The sequence below is a fragment of the Bradyrhizobium glycinis genome (assembly GCF_016031655.1).
Lineage (GTDB): Bacteria > Pseudomonadota > Alphaproteobacteria > Rhizobiales > Xanthobacteraceae > Bradyrhizobium > Bradyrhizobium glycinis.
This window is the reverse complement of sequence record NZ_JACCHQ010000003.1, coordinates 349,203-373,826: the sequence shown is the minus strand read 5'-3', so window position 1 is coordinate 373,826 and position 24,624 is coordinate 349,203. Positions and strand designations below refer to the sequence as shown.

The following is a 24,624-nucleotide window of genomic DNA, read 5'->3' as shown; positions in this document are numbered from 1 at the left end:
TCGTGGCTGGGAATGCCGTGTTTGAGCTCCAGAAACTCCCGCAACAGTTCCTCTCGGCCCCTCCCGAAGAATTCGAACTCGGTACAGCTCTTGGCGCCAGCCAGCGTTGCCGCCAAAGCGATGATGACGATATCAGCCAGCGCGTGCCGCGAGTTATCGGCGCGTGGATCCTTGAGAGGTCGGAGCAGGCGCCTGAGTTTGCGCATTTGGGTCTCCCTCGACAATCGAGAGAAACCCAAAGAATCCAGTTCAAATCGCTTTGCAATACACTACCAACGCCATATGCGATTCCCCTACCTGGAGGGGGAGGGTCGACACGCGATCGAGCGTAGCGAGATTGCGTGACGGGGTGGGGTGACGGTCTCTCCACGTCGAACACTGCCCGAGTGGAGAGATCACCCCACCCCGCTCGCGCTGCGCGCGATCGACCCTCCCCCTCCAGGGCACCCCTCCAGGGGAGGGTGAGAGCGCGGATGCGGCGTTACTCAACACGACCTGCTCTGCAATTGCTGCCTCGCCGCGGAATGGGTAATCTGGCGTTCAGGCCACACCCGTGCGACGGGAGCGGCTCAGAACAGGGAGGCAGACCATGGCCAGGCAAAAGGCATCGAGGCCCGCATTGAAGACCGCGGTGAAGAAGCGGAGCGGCGCCAAGCCGGCGGCGCGATCCTCTGCACGCAAGGCCGTGAAGGCGAAGGCGCGCACTGCCGCGCCGAAGAAGCCCTCACGTCCGAAGCAGCGCATCGCCGTCAGCCATCACCGCGAGGAGGACTTCAAGGCCGACGGCCTGCGCGCCTACGCGAAGTATCGCGACCTCGGCATTGCCGAGGCGACCCATGGTCTCGCGCAGGCGCATGTGATCCGCTTGCAAGGCCCCTGCAACCCGGCCGAGGTGTCCAAGCTCCACTATCACGACGTCGAATTCCAGATGGTCTACGTGCTCAAGGGCTGGGTGAAGACCTATATGGAAGGGCAGGGTGAGACCTTGATGAAGCAAGGCAGCGCCTGGACCCAGCCGCCGAAGATCAGGCACATGATCCTGGACTATTCGGACGACGTGGAGCTGCTGGAGGTGATCCTCCCGGCTGAGTTCAAGACGGTGGAGTTGAAGGCCTAAGCACGTCTCTCCGCCCGTCATTGCGAGGAGCACTTGCGACGAAGCAATCCAGACTGTTGCCGCGGATACATTTTGGATTGCTTCGCTTCGCTCGCAATGACAAGCGGAGAGACCTACGCCAGCACCCCCACCACCGCCCCCATCAGACACGTCGTCAGCGTCCCCGACACGATCGACTTCAACCCGAGCGCGTTGATCTCCTCGCGCCGCTCGGGCGCCATCACCCCTAAGCCGCCGATCATGATACCGAGGCTGGCGAAATTGGCGAAGCCGCACATTGCATAGAGCATGATCAGGCGCGAGCGCGGATCGAGCGTATCGGGCGGCAGCTTCGAGAAGTCGACATAGGCGATCAATTCGTTGAGCACGGTCTTGGTGCCCATCAGGCTGCCGGCGGTGATCGCTTGATCCCACGGCAACCCCATCAGCCAGCACACCGGCGCCATGACGAGGCCGAGCAGCCGCTGCAGCGAGATCGCGGCGCCGCCGACGTGCGGGAGCAGGCCGAGGATTGCGTTGATGAGATAGACCAGCGCCACCAGCACCAGCAGCATCGCGACGATGTTGATCAGCAGCTCGATGCCCGCGCTGGTGCCTTTCACGATCGCGTCCATCGTGCTGGCGACCTCCATTTGCGGATCCTCCAGCGCGCCGCCGGTGCGCTTGTCGGATGTTTCGGGCACCATGATCAGGCTGACCAGGATCGCCGCCGGCGCGCCGAGCACGGAGGCGATGACGAAATGCGCGGCGGCGTCGGGGATAAGCGGGGCCAGCAGCGTCGCATAGAGCACCAGCACGGTGCCGGCGATGCCGGCCATGCCGCCGGTCATGACCAGGAACAACTCGCTGCGCGTCATCTGTGCCAGATATGGCCGCACGAACAGCGGCGCCTCGACCATGCCGAGGAAGATGTTGGCGGCGGTCGAGAGCCCGACCGCGCCGCCGACGCCGAGCGTGCGCTCCAGCAGCCAGGCCATGCCGCGGACGATCGGTGGCAGCACGCGCCAATAGAACAACAGCGTCGTCAACACGCTCATGACCAGCACGATCGGCAGCGCCTGGAACGCCAGGATGAAGTCCGCGCCCGGCACTTTCAGGTCGAAGGGCAGGGGCCCGCCGCCGATGTAGCCGAACACGAAGGAGGAGCCGGCCCGCGAGGCCGCCGAGATCGCGCCGACTGCGTCGTTGATAGCACCGAAAGCATGGGCGACGACCGGCAGCTTCAGGAGCACGAGCGCGGTGACGAAGGTCGCGACGAGGCCGATCGCCGCCTGGCGCAGCGACACGGCGCGCCGATTCTCCGCCAGCGCGAAGGCGATCAACAGCAATGCGAAAATGCCGAGTGCCGATTGCAAGCGCAGCATGGTGTCCCCAAACCCTCAATGATTATGGCCGCGCCTGCGCTGCAAAGGCAATGCCGGGAGCAGCTGAAACGCCCCAGTGTTGACAAGCGGGGCCACCTCGGCCACGCGGGAGGCCTTCAACATCGAGGGAAAGAGCGGTCCGAGGGTGACCCAACAGGTGATGCCAGAGCAGCCAATATCCGGACATCGGCCGGTCAGCGCCGGCGCGCTTCTCGCCCACCGCGCCTTCCTGTTCTTCCTGCTCTCGCGTAGCCTGTCGCGCTTTTCCAGCCAGATCGCGGCGGTCGCGATCGGTTGGCAGATCTACGATCTCACCGGCTCAGCCTTCGACCTCGGCATGGTCGGCCTCGTCCAGTTCCTGCCTACCGCGCTTCTGGTGTTCGTCGCCGGCCACGCCGCCGATCGCTACGAGCGTAAGCGCGTGGTCCAGCTCTGCCAGCTCGTGGAGGCCGCGACCGCGCTCTATCTCGCGACCATCACCTATCTCGGCGCGGTCAGCGAGGTGCAGATCTTCATTGCAACCTTCTTGCTCGGGATCGCCGGCGCGTTCGAGAGCCCGACCACGGCGGCGCTGCTGCCGCTGATCGCCCCGCAGGGCTCGCTCCAGCGCGCGACCGCCGTCTCCAGTGGGGCGGCGCAGGTCGCGACCATCACGGGACCTGCGCTCGGCGGGCTTGCCTACGCGGTCGCCCCGCACCTTGCCTATGCCGTGATGGCCCTGTTCTGGGTTTTGGGGATGATATTGACCGGCTTCATCCGCCCGCGCCCGCAGGCGATCGCAAAGGAGGGGATGGACTCGGACAACATCTTCGCCGGCGTCCGCTTCATCCGCAGCAATCCGGCAATCCTCGGTACCATCTCGCTCGATTTGTTCGCCGTGCTGTTCGGCGGCGTCACGGCGCTGCTGCCGATCTATGCCCGCGACATCCTCCAGACCGGCCCGGTCGGGTTAGGGGTGCTGCGCGCCGCGCCCGCGGTCGGTGCCTTGCTGATGACCATGGTGCTAGCGCGATACGCCATCTCCCGGCATATGGGCCTTCGCATGTTCCAGGCCGTCATCGTGTTCGGCCTCGCCACCATCGTGTTCGCGTTGTCGTCCTGGATGTGGCTGTCGGTGCTGTCGCTCGCCGTTTTGGGTGCCGCCGACACGATTAGCGTCGTGATCCGGTTCTCGCTGGTGCAGCTGTCGACGCCCGATGAGATGCGCGGCCGGGTCGGTGCGGTGAATTTCCTGTTCATCAACGCCTCGAATCAGCTCGGCCAATTCGAGAGCGGCCTCACCGCCGCCCTGTTCGGCGCCATGCCCGCCGCCGTGCTCGGCGGCGTCTGCACCGTCGCGATAGCACTGCTCTGGATGAAGCTGTTTCCCAGCCTGCGCAAGGTGGAGAGCTTGGAGTAGGCTTCCGCTCTCTCCACGTCATTGCGAGGAGCTCTTGCGACGAAGCAATCCAGAATCTCGCCGCGTAGGCAGCCTGGATTGCTTCGCTGCGCTCGCAATGACGATTGTGGAGGCGGCGCGGGGATTTAGCTGACGTCACCCCGCGCGCTTGATGGCCATTGCAATCCCACGCCGCCTACTGTGCATGGGGTTGTTTTCGCGTTTTTTGTTCAGCCGCGCCCGACGAACGGCATCTTGGTCGCCATCACCGTCATGGTCAGCACGTTGGCATCGAGCGGCAGGCTGGCCATATAGGCCACCGCGTCGCCGACGGCCTTGGCGTCCATGCGCGGCTCGTGCTTGGTAGTGCCGTCGGGCTGCAGCACGCCGGGGCCATTGACCATGCGGTCGGTCATTGGGGTCGCGGCATTGCCGATGTCGATCTGGCCGACGGCGATGTCGTACATGCGGCCGTCGAGATTGCTGGCCTTGGTGAGGCCGGTGATGGCATGCTTGGTCGAGGTATAGGCCGCCGAGAACGGCCGCGGCGCGTGGGCCGAGATCGAGCCGTTGTTGATGATGCGGCCGCCGCGCGGGGTCTGGTCCTTCATGATGCGGAAGGCGTGCTGGGTGCACAGGAACGGGCCGGTGAGGTTGGTGTTCACCACGGCCTGCCATTGCTCGAGGCTGAGGTCCTCGAAGTTGACGGCCGGCGCGCCCATGCCGGCATTGTTGAAGAGCACGTCGAGGCGGCCATAGGTCGCCTTCACCTTGTCGAACAGTGCGGCGATGGAGTCGGGCTTCGTCATGTCGGCGGTGACGCAGAGGCTTTTCCCCGCGGGACCGAGCTTTGCCGTTTCCTCGAGCATGTCGAGCCGGCGGCCTGTGAGCACCACGGTGAAGCCGGTGTTCATCAGTGCCAGCGACGCCGCGCGCCCGACGCCAGTGCCGGCGCCCGTCACCAAGGCGATCTTGTTCGCTTCACTCATCGTTTCCTGCCTTTTCTCTTCTGCTGTCAGGTTTTGGGTTCTTTGTCGTTCTTGTAGGGTGGGCGCGGAATGTTCTGATGAGCCGCGCGCAAGGCCGCCGACCAGCGTGAGCGAAGGTCGTGGAAATAAGGCTCGCCCGCCTCGATGCGATGGTTGAGATCGGCTTCGCAGGCATCGTTGCGCACCACCAGCACGTCGATCGGCAGGCCGACGCCGAGGTTCGAGCGCATCGTCGAATCCATCGAGATCAGGCCGGTCTTCAGCGCCTCATAGAGCTCGACGTCGTAATGCATGGCGCGGTCGAGCACCGGCTTGCCGTATTTGTGCTCGCCGATCTGCAGGTAGGGCGTGTCGGTGGTGCACTCGATGAAATTGCCGGCGGTGTAGACCATGAACAGGCGCATCCGCGCGCCCTTGATCTGGCCGCCGAACAAGAAGGAGACGTCGAAGGAGACGTCCTCGGATTTCAGCGCCGGCCCTTCGGTGGCGTGCACCGCCCGGATCGCCCGGCCGATGCGCTGGGCGGCCTGGAACATGGTCGGCGCGTTCATCAGCGTCTCGATCTCGCCCGTGTTGGGGTCTTCGAGGCCCTCGGTCAGCGTCGACAGCACCGACTGGCTGATGGCGAGGTTGCCGGCACTGGCGATCGCCATGATGCGCTCGCCGGGCTTGGAGAAGATGTGCAGCTTGCGGAAGGTCGAGACGTTGTCGAGGCCGGCATTGGTGCGGGTATCGGCGATCATCACCAGACCGTCCCGAACCAGGATTCCGCAGCAATAGGTCATTTCCAGTCCCCGAACGCGTTTGCGCGGAATTACTAGCCAATTTCAGGGGCCGCTCCAACCCCCGATTGGGTCCGTCATTCCGGGGCGCGACGAAGTCGCGAGCCCGGAATCCATTCATCCACGAACTCTGCGGCCAGATGGATTCCGGGTTCGCGCGACGTGCGCCCCGGAATGACGGTGTGAGACAGCAATCTAGTCCGCCGCATCGACGAGAAACGCCTCATCAACCGGCACGCCGAGCGCCGTCACCAGCCGGTTCGTCTCCGCGGCCATGCCGACGATGGCGAGCAGCTCGCCATATTCGGCCTCGCTCATGCCCCTGGCCCGGGCCGCGGCCGTGTGGGAGTGGATGCAGTAGCTGCAGCCATGCGCGATCGACACCGCAACATAGAGCATTTCCTTGACCTTGGGATCGAGCGCGCCGGGAGCCATCACCTCCTTGATGCTCTCCCAGGTCCGCCGCAGCGTCTTCGGATCATGGGCCAGTGCGCGCCAGAAATTGTTGACGAAGTCCGATTTCCGCACCCTGCGGATATCGTCGAAGACGGCGCGCGCCTCGGCCGAGAGTTCATCGTCCGAAAGCAGTTTCACAGTCGCCATGGCTACCTCGCGGGTCTGATCTGACGCCGCAATTGTAGCACGCCGAATGTGTTGGGCTGGCGGCCCCTAGCTCTGCCGCTGGGACTGCGATTGCGACTGCCCGCCGCGGCCGGCCTGTTCGACCTTCACCGCCACCGTCAGCGTTTCCGTGCCGCCGCCGTAGCGCGTGCCGCGCACCGGGGCCGCGCCGAGATAGTCGAGCCCGATCGCGAGGCGGACATGAGCGTCGGTGGCGCAGATGCTGTTGGCGGGATCGAAGCCGACCCAGCCGAGATCGGGCACGTAGGCCTCCGCCCAGGCATGGCCGGCCTCCTGGTGCACGGTGTCGTCCGCACGCAGAAAATGCCCGGAGACGAAGCGCGCCGGCACGCCGCCGGCGCGGGCGCAGGCGATGAAGATGTGCGCGTAATCCTGGCAGACGCCGCGCTTGAGCGTGAACGCCTCCGCTGCGGACGTGCCGCTGTTGGTGGGGTCCTCGTCGAACGTCATGTGATCGGCCACCTGCGTCATCAGCGTGTGCAGGAAGCCGAGCGTGTCGCCCTCGGCCTCGCTGCGCAATTGGCGCGCGACCGCCGCCATCGCCGGATTGACCGAGGTGAGGTCGGTGGAGCGCAGGAACATGCCCGGGGGGAAGCGCTCATCGCTGCCGCGCAGCACGCCGCCGGTGTCGTGGGTCTCGATCAGCCCTTCGGCCGTGATCTGGATGTCGCCGACAGGGCCGCAGGACAGCACGTGGGTGACGTTGCCGAACGCGTCCTCATGCATGTCGAGCTTGGTGTCGGTGGAGACATCGATCTGCCATTCCGCGACGTACTGCCCGTCATGGCTGCCCGGCGTCATGCGCAGGATCTGGATCACGCTGGTGGCCGGCGGCTCGTAGCGATAGGTCGTGGTGTGCTGGATTCGCAGGCGCATGGTGAATTATGTGCTCCGTCATTCCGGGGCGATGCGCCAGCATCGAACCCGGAATCTCGAGATTCCGGGTTCGCCCTTCGGGCGCCCCGGAATGACTAAAGATCAGATCAAATACTGCTTCGTGATGATTTCGCCCAGCCTGGAATTGTCCGCGATGAATTCCTGAATGAATTCATGCACGCCATGCTGGAAAATGTCATTCATGTTGCTGTGTTCCAGCCGGTTGCGGATGCCGCGGGCGTGGCGCTGGGCCGGGCCCTGGCGGCCATAGGCGACGCCGATCTGGTCGAGGTTGCGGACGAGGTTGCCGTAGCAGCTGGCGAGCGAGCGCGGCAGCGTGTCGTTGAGGATCAAGAGGTCCGCGATCAGCCAGGGCTTCAGCGTCTCGCGATAGACCCAGTGATAGGCCGTCAGCGCCGAGACCGAGCGCAGGATCGAGCTCCACTGATAGAAATCGAGCGGCCCGCCGACATGCTCCTCCTCGGGCAGCAGCACGTGGTACTTTACGTCGAGGATGCGCGCGGTGTTGTCGGCGCGCTCGAGGTGCACACCCATGCGCGAGAACCAATAGGCGTCGTTGCGCAGCATGGTCCGATAGGCCGAGCCGTCGAAGCGGAGCGAGGTCTCCTGCACGAAGCGAAGGAACTTGGCGAGATCTTCGCGCGTCGAGGTGCCCTTGCTCCACACCGCCTGAAGCTCGATCCAGGCCGAGTTGATCGTGTCCCACATCTCGCTGGTGAGCGCGGTGCGCACCGAGCGCGAGTTCAGCCGCGCCGCTTCGATGCAGTTTCGGATCGAGGACGGGTTGTTCTGTGAGAACGAGAGATACTCGACGACGTTGTGCTCGTTGGCTTCCTCATAGGCCTGATAGAAGCTCGCGGCGACGCCGGCGGTGAGCAGCGCCGAATCCCATTCATTGGTCTTGCCGATATAGGCGGCGGGAAGCGCAGTGACGCGCAGCGTCGCATCGATGGTGCGCGCGAGATATTCGGCCCGCTCGACGTAGCGGGCGAGCCAGTAGAGGTTTTCGGCGGTTCGCGACAGCATCTCTCTACTCGTCCAGAATCCAGGTGTCCTTGGTGCCGCCGCCCTGGCTCGAGTTCACCACCAGCGAGCCTTCCTTGAGCGCGACGCGTGTGAGCCCGCCGGGCACGATGGTCGTGCTCTTGCTGCCCGTGAGCACGAAGGGGCGAAGATCGACGTGACGTGGAGCGAGGCCCGACGCCGTGCAGGTCGGGCAGGTCGAAAGCGCCAGCGTCGGCTGGGCGATGAAACCTTCCGGCTCGCGCTTGAGCTTGTCGCGGAACGCTTCGATCGTCGCCTTGGTCGCGGCGGGGCCGATCAGCATGCCGTAGCCGCCGGAGCCGTGCACTTCCTTGACGACGAGCTCGCTCAAATTGTCCAGCACATAAGCGAGGTCCTTCGGCTCGCGGCAGCGCCAGGTCGGCACGTTCTTCAGGATCGGCTCCTCGCCGAGATAGAATTTCACGATGTCGGGCATGTAGGAGTAGATCGCCTTGTCGTCGGCGATGCCGGTGCCGACGGCGTTGGCGAGCGTGATGTTGCCGGCCGCATAGGCCGACATCAGTCCGGGGACGCCGAGCACCGAATCGGGACGGAAGGTGAGCGGATCGAGGAAGTCGTCGTCGACGCGCCGATAGATCACGTCGACCCGCTTCAGCCCTTCCGTCGTCCGCATGAACACTTCGTTGTTCTTGACCACGAGGTCGCGGCCTTCGACCAGCTCGATGCCGAGCTTGTCGGCGAGGAAGGAGTGCTCGTAATAGGCGGAGTTGTAGACGCCGGGCGTGAGCAGGGCCACGGTCGGCTCGCTGGATGCGCTTTGCGGCGCGACCGAGCGGAGCGCTGCGAGCAGCTCGTCGGGATAGCGCTCGACCGGCGCCACCTTGTGGCGGGCGAACAGATCCGGAAACAGCCGCATCATGATCTCGCGGTTTTCCAGCATGTAGGACACGCCGGACGGCGTGCGGGCGTTGTCCTCCAGGACGATGAAGTCCTCGGCGTCGACCCGGACGATGTCGATGCCGGCGATGTGCACGTAGACGTCGTGCGGCACCTGCTGCCCGTTCATCTCGGGACGGAACACCGGGTTCTGGAAGATCAGATCGTCGGGCACGATGTCGGCGCGGAGGATGTCGCGGCCGTGATAGATGTCGCGCAGGAACATGTTGAGCGCGCGCACGCGCTGCTTCAGGCCCTTCTCCAGCACCGCCCATTCCTTGGCGGACATGATCCGTGGAATCACATCGAAGGGAATCAGGCGCTCGGTGGACTCGGAATCGCCGTAGACCGCGAAGGTGATGCCGATCCGGCGGAACAGGAGCTCGGCCTCCTGGCGGCGATATTCGAGCGCCTCGGGAGGCGTCTCCTTGAGCCAGCGTGCCAGCTCCTGATAGGCGGGGCGGAGGTCCCCGCCGGGAATGTTCATTTCATCAAACGCGACTGCCATAGATCCCGACTTGTCTCCGCAAGGCGTTGCGCCATGAGCCAGGTCGCGTCGGCCTTGATGAGACCGCAACGTCCTGTGGCCATGCGTCAACAGTGCATGACTTTCATGTGGTAGCAAGGGCCGGGCCAGCGCGATAAGCATGGAGAGGGGGCATTTGCCGGGGACGGCCGGCGGCGTGCCTGAAAAAATGGCTGAAGACTGCTTATTTCAGAAGCAAAACCGCGTGACTTCAACGCGTTACCTCGGCAAAGTCGGCGTCACAGGTGAGGGACTTAAGGCATGAGCGAGATCGTCACGGCGGGCATTCTGGTCATTGGAGACGAAATCCTGTCCGGCCGGACCAAGGACAAGAATATCGGCTTCATCGCCGAATACCTGACCAATATCGGCATCGACCTGAAGGAGGTCCGAATCGTCTCCGACGACGAGCCCGATATCATCGCTGCACTGGATGCATTGCGGCATCGCTACACCTACGTCTTCACCACGGGCGGCATCGGACCGACCCATGACGACATCACCGCAGATAGCGTCGCCAAGGCGTTCGGCGTCGGCATCGATCATCACCCGGAAGTGGTCGCCCGCTTCCGCGAGCGCTGGAGCGAGCAGGACCTCAACGAGGCCCGCCTGCGCATGGCCCGCATCCCCGACGGTGCCGAGCTGATCCAGAGCGCGACCATCCTCGCGCCCGGCTTCAAGATCGGCAATGTCATCGTCATGGCCGGCGTGCCCTCGATCATGCAGGCGATGATGGACATCGTCGCGCCCAAGCTGAAGTCGGGCGTGCGCATGCTGTCGGAGTCGGTCCGCGCCAATGCGCGCGAGGGTGACATCGGCGGCCCGCTGCGCGCGATCGCAGCTGCCCATCCCGACACCATCATCGGCAGCTATCCCTTCATGGACGAGGAGCAGAAGCCCAACACCAACCTGGTGGTGCGCTCGCGCGATCCGGAGAAGCTCGCGGCGGCAATGGGCGCGGTGAAGGAAATGCTGGCGGGATTGAACGTCAACCGCTAGCAGGGAATTGCCGGACGAGATTGCAGGAGAAAGGTGATGGCTGGTGAAGCACCGGAACTGAATGCGCAGGAGAAGGCCGGCAAGGCGTTCCCGGTGTCCTGGGACCAGTTCCACCGGGATTGCCGGGCGCTGACCTGGCGGCTCAACGAGGTCGGCCCGTTCCATGCGGTGATTGCGATCACCCGCGGCGGCCTGGTGCCCGCCGCGATCGTGGCGCGCGAGTTGGGGGTGCGCGTGATCGATACGGTCTGCATCGCCAGCTATGACCACACCAAGCAGGGCGAGCTCCAGGTCCTCAAGGGCATTTCGGACGCGACCATGACGCTCGGCGGCGGCACCGGCAAGGGCCTGTTGATCGTCGACGACCTCGTCGACACCGGCAAGACGGGCAGGATGGTGCGCGAGATGCTCCCCGATGCGCATTTCGCCACGGTCTACGCCAAGCCCATGGGACGCCCGCTGGTCGACACTTTCATTACCGAGGTGTCGCAGGACACCTGGATCTTCTTCCCCTGGGACACCGCGCTGTCCTACCACCCGCCACTGCGCGACGGCGCGGCGTGAGCTTCTTCACCTCGCCCCGCTTGCGGGGAGAGGTCGCGCCGAAGGCGCGGGTGAGGGGGACTCTCCGCGAGTCCCATAGTCACCGAATTCGCGGAAGCAGCCCCTCACCCCGACCCTCTCCCCGTAAGAACGGGGAGAGGGAGTGGACTCTCACCATGCCCCTCCAAAACCGCGTCACGCCCACCGGCGACATCATCGCCACGCCGCACCGCGGCCTGTTCACAGGCAATCGCGGCATCATCCACGATCCCGCGACCAAGACGCTGTTGAAGAACCGCTGGTCGACGCCGGCCTGGATCACATGCCTGTGCGAATTCCGCGGCTGGCGGCGGCCGGTGATGGCGCGGCGGAGCTGGACCGAGCTGTTCTTCCTCGACGAGGCGACGGCCTTTGCGGCCGGACACCGGCCCTGCTTCTTTTGCCGGCGCGACGACGCCAAGCGATTTCGCGCGGCGTGGGAGAAGGGCAATGGCGCGAGCGACGTCAGCGCCAAGGCGATGGATGCCGTTCTGCATCGAGAGCGTCTCGATCGCGGCCGCAAGCGATTGCACTCGCTCCCGATGCCGCTGGCGGACCTGCCCGACGGCGCGATGGTGCAGCAGGGCGAAGACAGCTTTCTGGTGATGCAGGGACAGGCGCTACTGTGGTCGCCGGCGGGCTACGCGTCGCATACACGCGTGGTCGATCAGGCGATGTTGCTGACGCCGCCTTCCACTCTGCGCGCCATCATGGCCGGCTATCGGCCCGTGCTGCATCCGACGGCGTCGTGCTGAAGCACCGAGGCCTCGTGATCACCCCAGTCTCTCGCGCGCCAGCGCCGCCCCCGCGCCAAGCGCCATCAGCTTGGCTTCGGCGATCTCGCGCCGCATCGGCGCCATGCCGCAATTGGTGGTGGCGATGATGTTGCTCTTCGGTACGAATTGCGACACCGCCTCGATCACCTTCACGACGTCCTCGGCGGTCTCGACCGTGTCGCTGGCGACGTCGATGACGCCGGCCTGCACGATCTTGTTCTTCAGCAGCGCGAGCAGATCGAGCGGCACTTTGGAATTGCGGCACTCGATCGCGACCTGCTGGATCGGGCTCGCATCGATCGCCGGAAAGATCTGCTCGTATTGCCGCCATTGGCTGCCGAGCGTCTCCTTCCAGTCCGTATTGGCCTTGATGCCGTAGCCGTAGCAGATGTGCACGGCGGTGGCGCAGCTGAGGCCCTGCGCGGCGCGCTCGAGCGCCTTGATGCCCCAATCGTTCACCTCGTCCATGTAGACGTTGAAGGCGGGCTCGTCGAACTGCACGAGATCGACGCCGTCGGCCTGCAAGGCCTTGGCTTCCTCGTTCAAGAGCTCGGCGAAGGCAAAGGCCATCTTCACCCGATCGCCATAATAGCGGTCGGCAATGGTATCGATGATGGTCATCGGGCCGGGCAGGGTGAATTTCAGCTGCTTCTTCGTGTGCGTGCGCGCGACGCGCGCCTCGAAGTCATGGACGCGGCCCTTCAACTGAAGCGGGGCCACCACCTGCGGCACCATCGCCTTGTAGCGATCTTTCCGGATGCCCATCTCGACCTTGTGGGCGAAATCAATGCCCTCGATCTTCTCCAGGAAGCCGTGCACGAAATGCTGCCGGGCCTGCTCGCCCTCGGTCACGATGTCGATGCCGGCGTCCTCCTGGATCTTCAGCCAGATCAGCGTCGCGTCGCGCTTGGCGCGGGCAAGCTCGTCGCCTTCAGCCTTCCAGGGCGCCCAGAGCATGTTGGGCTCGGCGAGCCATTCCGGCTTCGGCAAGGAGCCGGCGATCGTGGTTGGAAACAGCATGGCGGCCCTCCCGGCAGGTTGTTGCGCCCCTTCCTGCCATGTCCTAACGTCGAGGTACAGAACAACGAAAGTCGGCCGCAGGTCCGCGCCGGAAGGAAACAGGCCTCCGCTCTTCCCCCCGTCATTGCGAGGAGCCCTTGCGACGAAGCAATCCAGGCTGTCTCGGCAGAAAGATTCTGGATTGCTTCGCTTCGCTCGCAATGACGGAAGACAGAGTGTGCCGAATACAAGAAAAGGAAACCCCATGATCGAATTCTTCTTCGACTGCTCCAGCCCCTGGACCTATCTCGCCTTCCACAACATCCGGCCGCTGGCGAAAGAGCTCGGCGCCGACATCACCTGGCGTCCGATCCTCGTCGGCGGCATCTTCAACACCGTCAATCCGAGCGTCTACGCCCAGCGCGAGAAGCCGGTGCCGCTGAAGGCGCGCTACATGAAGAAGGATCTCGCCGACTGGGCGCGCTCTGCGGGCCTTGCGATCAAGATGCCGCCGACGGTGTTTCCGGTGAACAGCGTCAAGGCGATGCGCGGCTGCCTCTGGCTTGGTCAGGGCATGGTGCCGTTCGCGACCTCAGTGTTCGAGGCCTATTGGGGCGAGGACAAGGACATCTCGCAGGATGGGGTGCTCGCGGAGCTCTGCAGGAAAGTCGGCATCGACGAGCAGAAGTTCTTCGCCGGCATTGCCGAGCAGGACATCAAGGACCAGCTCAAGGCCAATACCGAGGAGGTCATCGCGCGCGGCGGCTTCGGGTCGCCGACGATCTTCGTGAACAAGACCGACATGTATTTCGGCAATGACCGCCTGTCGCTGATCCGCGAAGCGCTTTTGCGCAGCAAGGCGAGCGCGGCCTGATGGTGCGCGCCGTCGTCTGCCGCGAGCTCGGCCCGCCCGAGGGTTTGCTGCTGGAGGAGTTTCCGCCGCGCGCGCTGAAGCCGGGCGAGGTCCGCGTCGCCATCCGCGCCGCCGGTCTGAACTTTCCCGACGTGCTGATGGCTGCCGGCGAATACCAGCTCAAGCCGGAGCTGCCGTTCACGCCGGGTGTGGAAGCTGCCGGCGATGTCACCGAGGTCGGGCAGGAGGCAACGGGCGTTGCGGTTGGCGACAAGGTCATCGTGAAGATGCGCTTTGGCGCATTCACCGATGAAGCGGTGGTGACGCCGTCGCAGCTCACCCCAAAACCGTCCACGTTCGACTATGCGGAGGCCGCGACCTATCTCGCCGGCCACGGCACGGCCTATCATGCCTTGATCGATCGCGGCCGGGTCGCGCCGGGCGAGGTGCTGCTGGTTCACGGCGCCGGCGGCGGCGTCGGACTTGCCGCGGTCGAGATCGGCAAGATGCTGGGTGCGACCGTGATCGCGACCGCCTCCAGCGACGAGAAGCTCGCGATCGCGAAATCGCGCGGCGCCGATCATCTCATCCGCTACGACCGCGAGCCATTTCGCGATGCCGTCAAGCGCATCACCGACGGCCGCGGCGCGGACGTCGTGTTCGACCCCGTCGGTGGCCAGGTTTTTGAAGATTCGATGCGCTGCATCGCCTGGGGCGCGCGGCTGTTGGTGATTGGCTTCACCGGTGGCATCGGCTCGGCCAAGACCAATCTCTTGCTGATCAAGGGCGCCAGCGTGCTCGGCGTGCGCGCCGGCGAAGCGGTGCGCAAGAATCCTGCGCTCGGCGAGGTCCGCCTGAAGGCGCTCTTGCGATGGGCGGAGGAGGGCAAGCTGCGCCCCAACGTCTCGCACCGCCTACCGCTGGAAGACTACGCGAAGGCGATGCGGCTGCTGATCGATCGCAAGGCGATCGGGCGGGTCGCGCTACTGATGTGACGCCCGCGCGACGGTGTCGCGGCCGCCCGGCCCGTAGCCGAGGCAGGTCCGCACGATCTGGCCGCAGACGGCGTCACGCGCATTTCCGATGTCGGTATTCCCGGCATATTGCACGTCCGTGACCTTGCCGCGCGCAAAGCGCAACTGGACGCGACAATAGCCCGAAGGCGCTTGGCCTCCGATGTTCAGGCCGGGTGGAAGCGTGAGCGTGGGCGGCGCGATGCCGCCGGGAGGGCTCGCCGCGTGCTCGTACATCCAGATCTCGCCCGAACCGTCCTTGGCGGTTCCGGCCGGCAGGCCGGCGCACATGCGGATCGCCGACTGGTCGAGACCGATCAAGCTGGCTCGTCCGCGCTGCGCCCACTCGGCGTCCTGCTCGGCACAGCCGACAAGGACGAGTGGCGCGAGAGCCGCCATTCGCAGGCAAAGTTGCATCGGCATCGCTTCCTGTGCGGTGCGGACGATAACGCAAGGTGGTTTTGCGATGCAGCAGGCTGTCGGCCGACTGTCCATGCGCACTTGGCATGGATCAAACAGCCAAGTTGCGCGTTATGGCGCGCTAGGCGCTCGTCACTTGTACTCGCGCTCCGTCCACCACGGGAAATAATCCGGCATGTCGGTCGAGACCTTGTTCTTGAACTGCGCCGGACGCTTCTCCAGGAACGCCACCACGCCTTCCTTCACGTCCTCCGAGCGGCCGCGGGCATAGATGCCGCGGCTGTCGACCTTGTGGGCTTCCATGGGATCGTCGGCCCCCATCATGCGCCACATCATCTGGCGGATCAGCGCGACCGAGACCGGCGCGGTCTTGACGCAAAACTCTTTGGCCAGCGCACGTGCGGTCGGCAGCAGATCGTCCGGCGGGACCACCTTGCTGACGAGGCGGCCGGCAAGCGCTTCCTCCGCCGGGAAGACGCGGCCTGAATAGCACCATTCCAGCGCCTGCGAGATGCCGACGATGCGCGGCAAGAACCAGCTCGAGGCGGCTTCCGGCACGATGCCACGCTGGGAGAACACGAAGCCGAACCGCGCGGCCTCCGAGGCGATGCGGATGTCCATCGCGAGCTGCATGGTGACGCCGATGCCGACGGCCGGGCCGTTCACCGCGGCGATCACGGGCTTGAGGCACTTGAAGATGCGCAAGGTCACCTGGCCGCCGCCGTCGCGCACCTGCGGATCGCTGTAATCGACCTTGCCGTCGGCCAGGCGCTTCACCGGTCCGCGCCGCGCGTCGCGGTCGAACGTGTCGGCGCCGGACGAGAGATCGGCGCCCGCGCAAAAGCCGCGGCCGGCGCCAGTGACGATGATGGCGCGGACATTGTCATCCTTGTCGGCGGCGTCGAACGCGTCGATCAGCTCTCCTTGCATCTGCGCGTTGAAGGCGTTGAGCTTGTCGGGCCGGTTCAGCGTGATGGTGAGGATCTGATCGGCGACCTCGTACTTGATCGTCTCATACGCCATGGTGGTTTCCTTCCTTGTTTCTTTGCCGCTCTCTCTAGCACGTCATTCCGGGGCGCGCGAAGCGCGAGGCCGGAATCCATCCATCCAGCATTTGCGCGGATGAATGGATTCCGGGCTTGCGCCAAGAGGGCGCAACCCGGAATGACGAGCGAGCGTTCTTACGCCGGCGGCTTCGGCCAGGGCCGCTGCGGGCCGCGCAGACCTTCGAAAGCCTTGGCCATGCCGAGCACGCCGATGTCGTCGAAGCGGCGGCCGACGATCTGCACGCCGATGGGAAAACCTTTTGCGTCGAAGCCGCCGTTGATGGAGATCGCCGGGTTCTCCGCCATATTCCACGGCACGGTATAGGCGATGTGCTCGAACGGCTTCATGGGATCGTTGGTGGGCGAGGCCCATTCCGCCGGAAAGTTCACGTTCGGCGCGGTCGGCGAGATCACGTAGTCCAGCTCGCAAAAGAGCTTCGCCGCAGCCGCGCGGATCGCCATGGTCTGGTTGAAGCCGCGGATGACGTCGACGCCCGAGAGCTTCGCCCCGGACTCGCCCCACTTGAAGATATAGGGCAGCACCTTGGCCTGCTCGGCCGGCGTCAGCCTGGACAGATCGTCCCACATCCGCGCACGCCAGAAATTGTCGAGACCGTCGAGCATCTCGCGCGTCAGGATGCCGTCGACTTCCTTCACGACTGCGCCCGCGGATTCGAACGCGTTCGCGGCCTTCACCGCGACCTCGCGCACCGGTGGCTCCAGCGCCAGGCCGCAGCCGGGATCGAGCATCAACCCGATGCGCAGCTTTCGCGGAGATTTCTCCAGCCCCTTCCAGTTCAGCAGCTCGGCCGGCAGGCTCATGCCGTCGCGCCGGTCGGGCTTTGCGATCGCGCTCATCATCAGCGCGCAATCGTCGACCGTGCGGGTCATCGGGCCTGCGACACGGCCGACATAGGTGGGGTCGATCGGCACGCGGCCAAAACTCGGCTTCAGGCCGACGAGGCCGCACCAGCCGGCGGGCAGGCGAACCGAGCCGCCGATATCGGTGCCGAGATGCAACGGGCCGTAGCCGGCCGCAGCCGCGGCGCCGGCGCCGGCGCTGGAGCCGCCCGGGTTCTTGCTGAGGTCCCACGGGTTGCGCGCCAGCGCATGGAACGAGGAGAGCCCGGAGGACAGCATGCCGTAATCGGGCATGGTGGTCTTGGCGAAGATGATGCTGCCGGCCTCACGCAGCCGCGCGGCCGGCGGCGCATCCTTCTCGGCCGGCACGAGCTTGACGCTGGCTGCTCCCAGCGGCACCGGCACGCCCTTGGTCGCGATGTTGTCCTTCACGGTGACGGGCACGCCGTCGAGCGGGCCGGAGGGCTCGCCGCCGGTCCAGCGCGCGGTCGAGGCCTTTGCGGCCTCGCGCGCGCCATCGGGGTCGAACGCATAGAGCGCCTTCAGATGCGGTTCCCACGCCGCGACATGCGCGAGCACGTCCTCCAGCACCTCGCTCGGCGAGAACTGCTTGGCGCGATAGCCCGCGATGAGGTCGACCGCGGACAGATCGTGCAGCGAGGTGACCGTTTCCTCGACGCTCTTCTTATGCATTGCCACCCACCGGCATGCGCGTCTCGACGATGCGGGCGAACATGCTGGCGCCGATCGGCAGGATCTTGTCGTCGAGCACGAAACCGGGATTGTGCACGGGCACCGAGCCGTCATGTCCGACCCAGAAATAGGCGCCGGGAATGGTCTGCAGCATGTCGGCGAAATCCTCGCTGCCCATTTTTGGCTGGGTGCGGGTGATCACGTTGGCGGGATCGACGATGGTGCGCGCGACCTCCTCGACCACCTTGGACTGCTCGACCTGGTTGACCAGGACACCGAACGTGTCGCGGATGTCGGCTTCGATCGTGCACTGATACGCGGCCGCGATGCCGGCGCAGATGGTGCGAATGCGTTCGGCGATCAGGGCGCGGACTTCATTGGAGAAGGTGCGGATGGTGCCGCACAGATGCGCATCGCCCGGAATGACGTTGTAAGCGGAGCCGGCATGAATCTGGGTGATCGAGATCACCGCGGCCTGCAGCGGGTCGACGTTGCGGCTGACGATGGTCTGGATCGCCTGCGCCAGCGTCGTCGCGATGATCACCGCATCCTTGGAGCGCTCGGGCATCGCGCCGTGCGCGCCGTAGCCGGTGATGCGCAGGTCGAAGAAATCGGCGCCGGCCATTGCGGGCCCCGGCAGGATCGCGATCTCGCCATGGTTGAGATCGGGCGCGTTGTGCAGGCCGTAGAGCTCGTCGCAGGGAAATTTCTCGAACAATCCGTCCTTGATCATGGCGCGGGCGCCGCCGAGGCCTTCCTCGGCCGGCTGGAAGATCAGGTGCACGGTGCCGTCGAAATTCCGGGTCTCGGCGAGATAGCGCGCGGTGCCGAGCAGCATGGTGGTGTGGCCATCATGGCCGCAGCCGTGGAAGCGGCCTGGAATCTTCGAGCTCCACTTCAGGTTGGTGTTCTCTTCCATCGGCAGCGCGTCCATGTCGGCGCGAAGCCCGATGCGCTTGCTGCCCGAGCCCTTGCCGTTGATGACGCCGATCACGCCGGTGCCGCCGAGACCGCGATGCACTTCGATGCCCCAGCTCTTCAGCTTGTCGGCGACGATGCCGGAGGTGCGCACTTCCTCGAAGCCGATCTCGGGATGGGCGTGGAGGTCGCGCCTGATGGCGGTGAGCTCGTCGGCGTAGCCGTCGATGCGGTCGATCGTGGGCATGTGTTCTCCAGTCAGCGTGAGGGAGGCGTGAAAACGGGGCCGTTCGGCTTGATGCGGATGCCCGGGCGCAGGCGCGTCCAGGGCAGCGAAGCGGTGTCGGCGGGCATCGCGCCCGGCGCGGCACAGATCATCAGCTTCTCGGCGATCGGCTCGAAATCGGCGCGGAAATGCACCGAGCTCTTGTTGACCAAAATCTTCTGTTCGGTCGGCTCGATGCCGACATAGCGATACATCGCCTGGTCGGCGAGCTGCGCCTTGTGCGAGGAGACGACGACGCGGACATCGCCGATGCGCAAGGCTGCGGACGGGCCCATCTCCATCTCGCGGCCGCCGTAATAGGGACCGGGCGCGATGAAGCGGCCGTCTGAGAGCTGCTCGACCACGAACGTCTCGCGATAGGGCTCGTCGCCGGGGATGCCGGACTTGCCGCCGAGCGCCAGCGTCACGGTGGCGCCGACGCCGGCTGCGTGCGCGGCCTTGGCCGATTCCGGATCGTAGATGGCGCCGGTTGCGCCACTCGCCTTGTTGCGCACCAGCGCGCGCAGCATGCCCGTCGTATCGGAATCGCCGCCGGCGCCGGGATTGTCCTGGGTATCGGCGATAATGATCGGCTTGCTGGCGCTTTTGGCAAGCTCCATGGCGTGGCGCACGCCGTCGTCGGGCGACCAGATCTTGCCGTCGAAATCATCCTCGTGACTTTCGACCAGCTTCAGAAGCGCGTCCGCCGCACGGTCGGCGTCTTCCTGCGTCTTGCCGTAGGCAAATACGCTGGGGCCGCAGTCGCGGAAATCGGCGGCGGGAAAGCCGGGCGCGAAGGAGAGGGTCGGAACGGCATCGCCCTCCAGCGCGGCGAGCTTTTCGTAGATGCCCTTGGTGGGCTGGTCGTTGGTGCATTGCCAGCTGATCGGGATCAGGAACGGCAATTGCCGGAAGGCCTTTGCGAAACGCTGCTTCGTCTCTAGCAGCAAGGCGAGATGGCGGGCGCAGGCGCGGCCGGTCTCGGCCATGTCGATATGGGGATAGGTGCGGTAAGCGATCAGCGCGTCGGCATGCTCCATCATCTCGGGCGTGACGTTGGCGTGGAGATCGAGGCTGGTGACCAGCGGAACATCCTTGCCGATGACGCGGCGCACGCGCGCGAGGATCTCGCCTTCGCCGTCGTCGAGATGCTCGGTCACCATGGCGCCGTGCAGGTCGAGATAGACCGCATCGATCGGGCCCGCGGCGGCGATGCCGTCGACCATGACTTTCACGATGCGCTCGAAGGCGTCCTTCGTGACGTGCGCGGAGGGGCTCGCGCCGCAGGCGATCGTCGGAATAAGTTCCCAGCCGTTCGCTTCAGCGCTGTCGACGAAGCCGGCGAGGCCGACATTGATGCGCCGCATCACCTTCAAGACGTCGCTTCCTTGCGTCATCGCCGGCCAGCCGCCGCCATGCTGGAAGTCGGCGAAGGTCGCCTTGGTTGGAGCGAAGGTGTTGGTCTCGTGCAGGAAGCCGCCGACGGCGATGCGTGTCATCAATTCAGGTCCAGCGTTGGAAAGTGCGCGACGTTAGCCTTGGGCTTGCGAGGAGAGCAAGACGGGAAGCAATCGTGCCACGCATAGGGTCAAGCTGTTTTGGGAATGCTGCGGATGCGGCGCGTGTGAGTCCATGACTCTCTCGCCGTCATTCCGGGGCGCGCCCTCTTTGGCGCGAACCCGGAATCCATCGGGCTACAAATGCCGCGGCCTGATGGATTCTCAGGTGCGCAGTTGCGCACCATAGCTCATCGCGTCGCGATGCCCCGGAATGACGAGTAGATAAATCTACGCCGTCGCCCCCACGCCTTCCTCCACCGGCCGGAAGTTCGCAAAATCCCAGTTGCGCCCGGGTGCCGCATCCAGCAGGGCCTTGGTGTAGGCCTCCTTCGGATGCGTGAGCACTTCGGCGGCCGGTCCCTGTTCGACGACGCGGCCGTGCTGCATCACCACGACCTCGTCGCAGATCTGGGCTGCGACGCGCAGATCGTGGGTGATGAACAGGATGGCGATGCCGAGCCGCTTCTGGATCTCGTCGAGCAGCTCCAGCACCTGCGCCTGCACCGAGACGTCGAGCGCGGAGACCGCTTCATCCGCGACCAGCACGTCCGGATCGAGCGCGAGCGCCCGGGCGATCGCGATGCGCTGGCGCTGGCCGCCGGAGAATTGGTGCGGATAGCGCGTCACGGCGTCGGCGGGCAGGCCGACCAGCTCGAGCAGCTCGCGCGCCCGCTTCATCGCGTCGGTGTGCGCCACGCCGTAATTGACCGGGCCTTCGGCGATGCTCTCGCCGACCGTGACGCGCGGGTTGAGCGAGCGGTAGGGATCCTGGAACACAATCTGGATCTTCTGCCGGTGCGGCTGCAGCAGGCGGCGCGAGATGTCGGCGATCTCGCGGCCGGCGAGGCGCACGCCACCGGAGGTCGGATCGATCAGCCGCACGATGCAGCGCGCAACCGTCGACTTGCCCGAGCCGCTTTCGCCGACGATGCCGAGCGTGCGGCCCTTGCGCAGGGTGAGCGTGACCTTGTCGGCAGCGACGACCTCGCGGCCTTTGCCGAAGAAGGCGCGCTCCTTGTAGACCTTGCTGAGCTCGTTGGCCTCCAGCACCACTGGCTCGCGGGTTTCCTCGCGCGGCGCTCGCGGCACCAGGCTCGGCACCGAGGAGAGCAGGTTGCGGGTGTATTCCATGGTCGGATTGCGCAGCACGGTCTCGAGCGGGCCGGTCTCGACCAGGCGGCCCTGCCGCATCACCGCGACGCGATCGGCAATCTCCGCGACCACGCCCATGTCATGCGTGATGAACAGCACGGCGGTGCCGTGATCGCGCTGGAGCTCGCGGATCAGGGTCAGGATCTGCTTCTGCGTGGTGACGTCGAGCGCGGTGGTCGGCTCGTCGGCAATGAGCAGCTTCGGTTCCAGCACCAGCGCCATCGCGATCATGATGCGCTGGCGCTGGCCGCCGGAGAGGCGGTGGGGGTAGGAGGCGAAGATGCGCTCGACCTGGGGCAGGCGCACCTGCTCCATCATGTCGAGGATACGCTGCTTGCGCGCCTTGGCGTCGAGACTGGTGTGGGCGCGCAGCACCTCGTCGATCTGGCGGCCGACCGGCACCACCGGATTGAGCGCGGTCATCGGCTCCTGGAAGATCATGGCCATCTTGGTCGCGCGGAGCTGGCGCAGGCGGCGGTCGGTGGCGGTGAGCAGCTCCTCGCCGACCAGTTTCACGCTGCCGCCGGTCGGCACCAGCGTGCCCTTCGGCAACAGGCCCATGGTGGTGAGCGAGGTCACCGACTTGCCCGAGCCGCTCTCGCCAACGAGGCACAGCGTCTCGCGCTCGCGCACCTGGATCGAGATGCCGTCGATGATGTTCGCGCCTTTCGGCTGCTTGCCGATGGAGACGACGAGGTTGTTGATGTCGAGGATGGTGTTGGTCATGCCGCAGAACTCTCGCTCGTCATTCCGGGGCGCGCGTTAGCGCGAACCCGGAATCCGTTGAGCCGCAATCCAAGTGGTGAAATGGATTCCGGGTTCGCGCCAAGGGGCGCGCCCCGGAATGACGGTGCTACTCGCATCACTTCCCCTCCCGCTGCTTCATGCGCGGATCGAGGGCGTCGCGGGCGGCGTCGCCGATCAGGTTGATGCTGAGGATGGCAATGGAGAGCAACAGGCCAGGCCAGAAGATCAGCGACGGCTTGATCTGGAAGTACTGGCGGCCCTCGGCCATGATGTTGCCCCAGGTCGGCGTCTCCGGCGAGATGCCGGCGCCGAGGAAGGAGAGGATCGCCTCGGTCAGGATGGCGCTGGCGCAGATATAGGTGCCCTGGACGATCAGCGGTGCGATCGTGTTCGGCATCAGATGGCGCCACATGATCTTCGGCAGGCTCGAGCCGACCGAGATCGCGGCCTCGACGTAAGGCTCCTCGCGGGCCGACAGCACGACCGAGCGGACCAGGCGTGCCACGCGCGGAATCTCGGGGATCGTGATCGCGACCAGCACGGTCCAGAGGCTGGCGCCGGAGAGCGACACCACGGCGATCGCGAGCAGGATGCTCGGCATCGCCATCAGGCCGTCCATGACGCGCATCATCACGGAATCGACCAGCTTGAAGAAGCCGGAGACGAGGCCGATCAAAAGGCCGATGGCGATCGACAGGATCGCCGAGCCGATGCCGATCAGCAGCGAGACGCGGCCGCCATAGATCACGCGCGACAACAGGTCGCGTCCGTAGGCGTCGGTGCCGAGCAGGTATTGTGCCGAGGACTGCTTCAATCGCTGCGACGGCGCGAGCTGGATCGGGTCATGCGGCGCGATCAGCGGCCCCAGGATCGAGATCACCACAATCAGGGCGAGCAGGCATGTCGCAGTGGCGATGATCGGCGTCGAGGTGAGGAATCCGAATCGCGGCCGCAGCGGCGACGTGATCGGAATGGAGGACTGGGGAAGGGTATCGACCGACATTTTGTTCTTGTCCTTGCCTCAGTACCGGATCCGGGGATCGAGCAGGGTGTAGGCGACGTCGATGAGAAGATTGACGACGACGTAGATCAGCGAGGTCAGCAAGATCATCGCCTGGATCACCGGATAATCGCGCGCCAGCACCGCATCGACGGTGAGACGCCCGATGCCGGGGATGTTGAACACGCTCTCGGTGACGACGACGCCGGAGATCAAGAGCGCAAAGCCGGTGCCGATCACGGTGATCACGGGCACGGCGGCGTTGCGCAGCGCATGGCGCATCATCACAGCAACCTCGTTGATGCCCTTCGCGCGCGCCGTTCGCACGTAGTCTTCGCCGAGCACGTCGAGCATCGCCGCACGCGTCATGCGCGCGATCAGTGCGATGTAGATGAAGGAGAGTGCGCAGGTCGGCAGGATCATGCGCTCGAAGAACGGACCGAAGCCGTTGAAGATGCTGCGGAAGCCCTGGACCGGCACCCAGCGCAGTTCGATCGCGAAGACCTGGATGAGGAGATAGCCGACCACGAATACCGGCACCGAGAAGCCGAGCACGGACAGACCCATCACGAAACGGTCGATCCAGGTGCCGTGCTTCCACGCCGCGATCACCCCCAGGGGAACTGCGACGATGACAGCGAGGATGATGGTGCACAGCGCGATCGAGATCGAAGGCTCGACGCGCTGGCCGATCATCTTCATCACCGGCAGGTTGGAGATCAGCGAGGTCCCGAGGTCGCCGTGCAGCAGCTTGTTCACCCAGGTGATGAACTGCACGACCAGCGGCTCGTTGAGACCGAGCGATTCGCGGATGCGCTCCAGCCGTTCCGGGGTCGCGTTGTCGCCGGCGAGGATCGCGGCGGGATCGCCGGGGGTGAGGCGGAGCAGGAGGAACACGAACAGCGCGACCACGCCCATCACGGGCACGGCGGCGAGAATTCGGCGAAGGAGATATCCGAGCAAGTTGGATCCGTCAGTTTAGAGTCATCGGCGGCAATCGCGAGAGGTCAGTTCTGCCACCAGCCTAACATTTCAGCAATTCCCGTGCCACGAGGGCCACAGTTTTTGCGGTGCAGCCAGTCTTCGTAGGGTGGCAAAGCGGAGC

24 protein-coding genes are annotated in these 24,624 nt (G+C 65.3%); 7 read left to right on the top strand and 17 right to left on the bottom strand.

Annotation, left to right across the window (positions count from 1 at the left end):
• The coding region (locus HZZ16_RS08665; RefSeq protein WP_197948051.1) for a transposase family protein at positions 1-206 on the bottom strand (206 nt) is incomplete at its 3' end.
• Positions 207-589: 383 nt separating this feature from the next.
• Between HZZ16_RS08665 and HZZ16_RS08660 the strand changes: the two genes are divergently transcribed.
• Entirely contained in the window at positions 590-1,117 is a 528-nt protein-coding gene (locus tag HZZ16_RS08660) for a cupin domain-containing protein (protein WP_197948050.1), read from the top strand.
• Between the two features lie 113 nt (positions 1,118-1,230).
• Here the strand turns inward: HZZ16_RS08660 and HZZ16_RS08655 are convergent, their stop codons facing one another.
• Positions 1,231-2,481: a NupC/NupG family nucleoside CNT transporter gene (locus HZZ16_RS08655; protein WP_197948049.1), complete on the bottom strand. Its 1,251-nt coding sequence runs from the start codon at positions 2,479-2,481 to the stop codon at positions 1,231-1,233.
• A gap of 160 nt (positions 2,482-2,641) precedes the next feature.
• Here HZZ16_RS08655 and HZZ16_RS08650 point away from each other — a divergent pair, with 160 nt between their 5' ends.
• The gene (locus HZZ16_RS08650) at positions 2,642-3,880 is read left to right on the top strand and encodes an MFS transporter (RefSeq protein WP_197948048.1); all 1,239 of its coding nucleotides are present in this window, start codon (positions 2,642-2,644) and stop codon (positions 3,878-3,880) included.
• A 209-nt stretch (positions 3,881-4,089) separates the two neighbouring features.
• Here the strand turns inward: HZZ16_RS08650 and HZZ16_RS08645 are convergent, their stop codons facing one another.
• From HZZ16_RS08645 to HZZ16_RS08620, 6 genes are all read right to left on the bottom strand, one after another.
• The gene (locus tag HZZ16_RS08645; protein WP_197948047.1) at positions 4,090-4,848 is read right to left on the bottom strand and encodes an SDR family oxidoreductase; all 759 of its coding nucleotides are present in this window, start codon (positions 4,846-4,848) and stop codon (positions 4,090-4,092) included.
• 26 nt (positions 4,849-4,874) lie between these two features.
• Positions 4,875-5,633 (bottom strand): proteasome-type protease, encoded by a 759-nt coding sequence (locus tag HZZ16_RS08640; protein WP_036015360.1) that lies wholly within the window; start codon positions 5,631-5,633, stop codon positions 4,875-4,877.
• Positions 5,634-5,825: 192 nt separating this feature from the next.
• Positions 5,826-6,233, bottom strand: coding sequence for a carboxymuconolactone decarboxylase family protein (locus HZZ16_RS08635; protein ID WP_197948046.1), 408 nt, complete (start codon positions 6,231-6,233; stop codon positions 5,826-5,828).
• A gap of 66 nt (positions 6,234-6,299) precedes the next feature.
• Positions 6,300-7,148, bottom strand: a complete 849-nt coding sequence (locus tag HZZ16_RS08630) for a transglutaminase family protein (protein ID WP_197948045.1) — start codon at positions 7,146-7,148, stop codon at positions 6,300-6,302.
• A gap of 102 nt (positions 7,149-7,250) precedes the next feature.
• Positions 7,251-8,195 (bottom strand): alpha-E domain-containing protein, encoded by a 945-nt coding sequence (locus tag HZZ16_RS08625; RefSeq protein WP_036015356.1) that lies wholly within the window; start codon positions 8,193-8,195, stop codon positions 7,251-7,253.
• A gap of 4 nt (positions 8,196-8,199) precedes the next feature.
• Complete coding sequence (locus tag HZZ16_RS08620) at positions 8,200-9,618, bottom strand: circularly permuted type 2 ATP-grasp protein (protein WP_197948044.1); 1,419 nt, start codon at positions 9,616-9,618, stop codon at positions 8,200-8,202.
• Positions 9,619-9,897: 279 nt separating this feature from the next.
• On the opposite strand from HZZ16_RS08620, the gene HZZ16_RS08615 reads away from it, so the two are divergent.
• From HZZ16_RS08615 to HZZ16_RS08605, 3 genes are all read left to right on the top strand, one after another.
• Positions 9,898-10,635, top strand: coding sequence for a competence/damage-inducible protein A (locus HZZ16_RS08615; protein ID WP_197948043.1), 738 nt, complete (start codon positions 9,898-9,900; stop codon positions 10,633-10,635).
• Between the two features lie 36 nt (positions 10,636-10,671).
• The gene (gpt, locus tag HZZ16_RS08610; protein ID WP_197948042.1) at positions 10,672-11,199 is read left to right on the top strand and encodes a xanthine phosphoribosyltransferase; all 528 of its coding nucleotides are present in this window, start codon (positions 10,672-10,674) and stop codon (positions 11,197-11,199) included.
• Between the two features lie 155 nt (positions 11,200-11,354).
• A complete protein-coding gene (locus HZZ16_RS08605; RefSeq protein ID WP_197948041.1) occupies positions 11,355-11,972 on the top strand; it encodes a hypothetical protein in 618 nt (205 codons plus the stop codon).
• A gap of 18 nt (positions 11,973-11,990) precedes the next feature.
• On the opposite strand, the gene HZZ16_RS08600 is transcribed toward HZZ16_RS08605, so the two are convergent.
• Positions 11,991-13,013 (bottom strand): methionine synthase, encoded by a 1,023-nt coding sequence (locus tag HZZ16_RS08600; protein WP_197948040.1) that lies wholly within the window; start codon positions 13,011-13,013, stop codon positions 11,991-11,993.
• Positions 13,014-13,257: 244 nt separating this feature from the next.
• On the opposite strand from HZZ16_RS08600, the gene HZZ16_RS08595 reads away from it, so the two are divergent.
• Positions 13,258-13,866 (top strand): 2-hydroxychromene-2-carboxylate isomerase, encoded by a 609-nt coding sequence (locus tag HZZ16_RS08595; RefSeq protein ID WP_197948039.1) that lies wholly within the window; start codon positions 13,258-13,260, stop codon positions 13,864-13,866.
• Positions 13,866-14,840 (top strand): NADPH:quinone oxidoreductase family protein, encoded by a 975-nt coding sequence (locus HZZ16_RS08590; protein WP_197948038.1) that lies wholly within the window; start codon positions 13,866-13,868, stop codon positions 14,838-14,840. The genes HZZ16_RS08595 and HZZ16_RS08590 overlap by 1 nt, the downstream gene beginning before the upstream one ends.
• Here HZZ16_RS08590 and HZZ16_RS08585 read toward each other — a convergent pair.
• From HZZ16_RS08585 to HZZ16_RS08550, 8 genes are all read right to left on the bottom strand, one after another.
• Positions 14,829-15,275, bottom strand: a complete 447-nt coding sequence (locus tag HZZ16_RS08585) for a hypothetical protein (protein ID WP_197948037.1) — start codon at positions 15,273-15,275, stop codon at positions 14,829-14,831. The genes HZZ16_RS08590 and HZZ16_RS08585 overlap by 12 nt on opposite strands.
• 135 nt (positions 15,276-15,410) lie before the next feature.
• Complete coding sequence (locus HZZ16_RS08580) at positions 15,411-16,301, bottom strand: crotonase/enoyl-CoA hydratase family protein (protein ID WP_197948036.1); 891 nt, start codon at positions 16,299-16,301, stop codon at positions 15,411-15,413.
• Positions 16,302-16,459: 158 nt separating this feature from the next.
• On the bottom strand, positions 16,460-17,878 hold the full coding sequence (locus HZZ16_RS08575; protein WP_197948035.1) for an amidase: 1,419 nt from the start codon (positions 17,876-17,878) through the stop codon (positions 16,460-16,462).
• Positions 17,871-19,043 carry a M20 aminoacylase family protein gene (locus HZZ16_RS08570; protein ID WP_197948034.1) on the bottom strand — a complete coding sequence of 391 codons (1,173 nt, stop codon included), beginning with the start codon at positions 19,041-19,043 and terminating at the stop codon, positions 17,871-17,873. The genes HZZ16_RS08575 and HZZ16_RS08570 overlap by 8 nt, the downstream gene beginning before the upstream one ends.
• Positions 19,044-19,054: 11 nt before the next feature.
• Complete coding sequence (locus tag HZZ16_RS08565) at positions 19,055-20,560, bottom strand: M81 family metallopeptidase (RefSeq protein ID WP_197948033.1); 1,506 nt, start codon at positions 20,558-20,560, stop codon at positions 19,055-19,057.
• A gap of 288 nt (positions 20,561-20,848) precedes the next feature.
• A complete protein-coding gene (locus HZZ16_RS08560) occupies positions 20,849-22,498 on the bottom strand; it encodes an ABC transporter ATP-binding protein (protein WP_197948032.1) in 1,650 nt (549 codons plus the stop codon).
• A 136-nt stretch (positions 22,499-22,634) separates the two neighbouring features.
• Positions 22,635-23,522 (bottom strand): ABC transporter permease, encoded by an 888-nt coding sequence (locus HZZ16_RS08555; RefSeq protein ID WP_197948031.1) that lies wholly within the window; start codon positions 23,520-23,522, stop codon positions 22,635-22,637.
• Between the two features lie 18 nt (positions 23,523-23,540).
• A complete protein-coding gene (locus HZZ16_RS08550; protein WP_197948030.1) occupies positions 23,541-24,482 on the bottom strand; it encodes an ABC transporter permease in 942 nt (313 codons plus the stop codon).
• Positions 24,483-24,624: the final 142 nt, after the last annotated feature.

Excerpts from the sequence above, each read along its gene's own strand:
- HZZ16_RS08615 (WP_197948043.1), top strand. The coding sequence starts at position 9,898 with ATGAGCGAGATCGTCACGGCGGGCATTCTGGTCATTGGAGACGAAATC.
- HZZ16_RS08585 (WP_197948037.1), bottom strand. The coding sequence starts at position 15,275 with ATGCAACTTTGCCTGCGAATGGCGGCTCTCGCGCCACTCGTCCTTGTC.
- HZZ16_RS08580 (WP_197948036.1), bottom strand. The coding sequence starts at position 16,301 with ATGGCGTATGAGACGATCAAGTACGAGGTCGCCGATCAGATCCTCACC.
- HZZ16_RS08565 (WP_197948033.1), bottom strand. The coding sequence starts at position 20,560 with ATGACACGCATCGCCGTCGGCGGCTTCCTGCACGAGACCAACACCTTC.
- HZZ16_RS08555 (WP_197948031.1), bottom strand. The coding sequence starts at position 23,522 with ATGTCGGTCGATACCCTTCCCCAGTCCTCCATTCCGATCACGTCGCCG.
- HZZ16_RS08620 (WP_197948044.1), bottom strand. The coding sequence starts at position 9,618 with ATGGCAGTCGCGTTTGATGAAATGAACATTCCCGGCGGGGACCTCCGC.
- HZZ16_RS08605 (WP_197948041.1), top strand. The coding sequence starts at position 11,355 with ATGCCCCTCCAAAACCGCGTCACGCCCACCGGCGACATCATCGCCACG.
- HZZ16_RS08595 (WP_197948039.1), top strand. The coding sequence starts at position 13,258 with ATGATCGAATTCTTCTTCGACTGCTCCAGCCCCTGGACCTATCTCGCC.
- HZZ16_RS08650 (WP_197948048.1), top strand. The coding sequence starts at position 2,642 with ATGCCAGAGCAGCCAATATCCGGACATCGGCCGGTCAGCGCCGGCGCG.
- HZZ16_RS08600 (WP_197948040.1), bottom strand. The coding sequence starts at position 13,013 with ATGCTGTTTCCAACCACGATCGCCGGCTCCTTGCCGAAGCCGGAATGG.
- HZZ16_RS08660 (WP_197948050.1), top strand. The coding sequence starts at position 590 with ATGGCCAGGCAAAAGGCATCGAGGCCCGCATTGAAGACCGCGGTGAAG.
- HZZ16_RS08590 (WP_197948038.1), top strand. The coding sequence starts at position 13,866 with ATGGTGCGCGCCGTCGTCTGCCGCGAGCTCGGCCCGCCCGAGGGTTTG.
- HZZ16_RS08635 (WP_197948046.1), bottom strand. The coding sequence starts at position 6,233 with ATGGCGACTGTGAAACTGCTTTCGGACGATGAACTCTCGGCCGAGGCG.
- HZZ16_RS08575 (WP_197948035.1), bottom strand. The coding sequence starts at position 17,878 with ATGCATAAGAAGAGCGTCGAGGAAACGGTCACCTCGCTGCACGATCTG.
- HZZ16_RS08560 (WP_197948032.1), bottom strand. The coding sequence starts at position 22,498 with ATGACCAACACCATCCTCGACATCAACAACCTCGTCGTCTCCATCGGC.
- HZZ16_RS08570 (WP_197948034.1), bottom strand. The coding sequence starts at position 19,043 with ATGCCCACGATCGACCGCATCGACGGCTACGCCGACGAGCTCACCGCC.
- HZZ16_RS08655 (WP_197948049.1), bottom strand. The coding sequence starts at position 2,481 with ATGCTGCGCTTGCAATCGGCACTCGGCATTTTCGCATTGCTGTTGATC.
- HZZ16_RS08640 (WP_036015360.1), bottom strand. The coding sequence starts at position 5,633 with ATGACCTATTGCTGCGGAATCCTGGTTCGGGACGGTCTGGTGATGATC.
- gpt (WP_197948042.1), top strand. The coding sequence starts at position 10,672 with ATGGCTGGTGAAGCACCGGAACTGAATGCGCAGGAGAAGGCCGGCAAG.
- HZZ16_RS08645 (WP_197948047.1), bottom strand. The coding sequence starts at position 4,848 with ATGAGTGAAGCGAACAAGATCGCCTTGGTGACGGGCGCCGGCACTGGC.
- HZZ16_RS08625 (WP_036015356.1), bottom strand. The coding sequence starts at position 8,195 with ATGCTGTCGCGAACCGCCGAAAACCTCTACTGGCTCGCCCGCTACGTC.
- HZZ16_RS08630 (WP_197948045.1), bottom strand. The coding sequence starts at position 7,148 with ATGCGCCTGCGAATCCAGCACACCACGACCTATCGCTACGAGCCGCCG.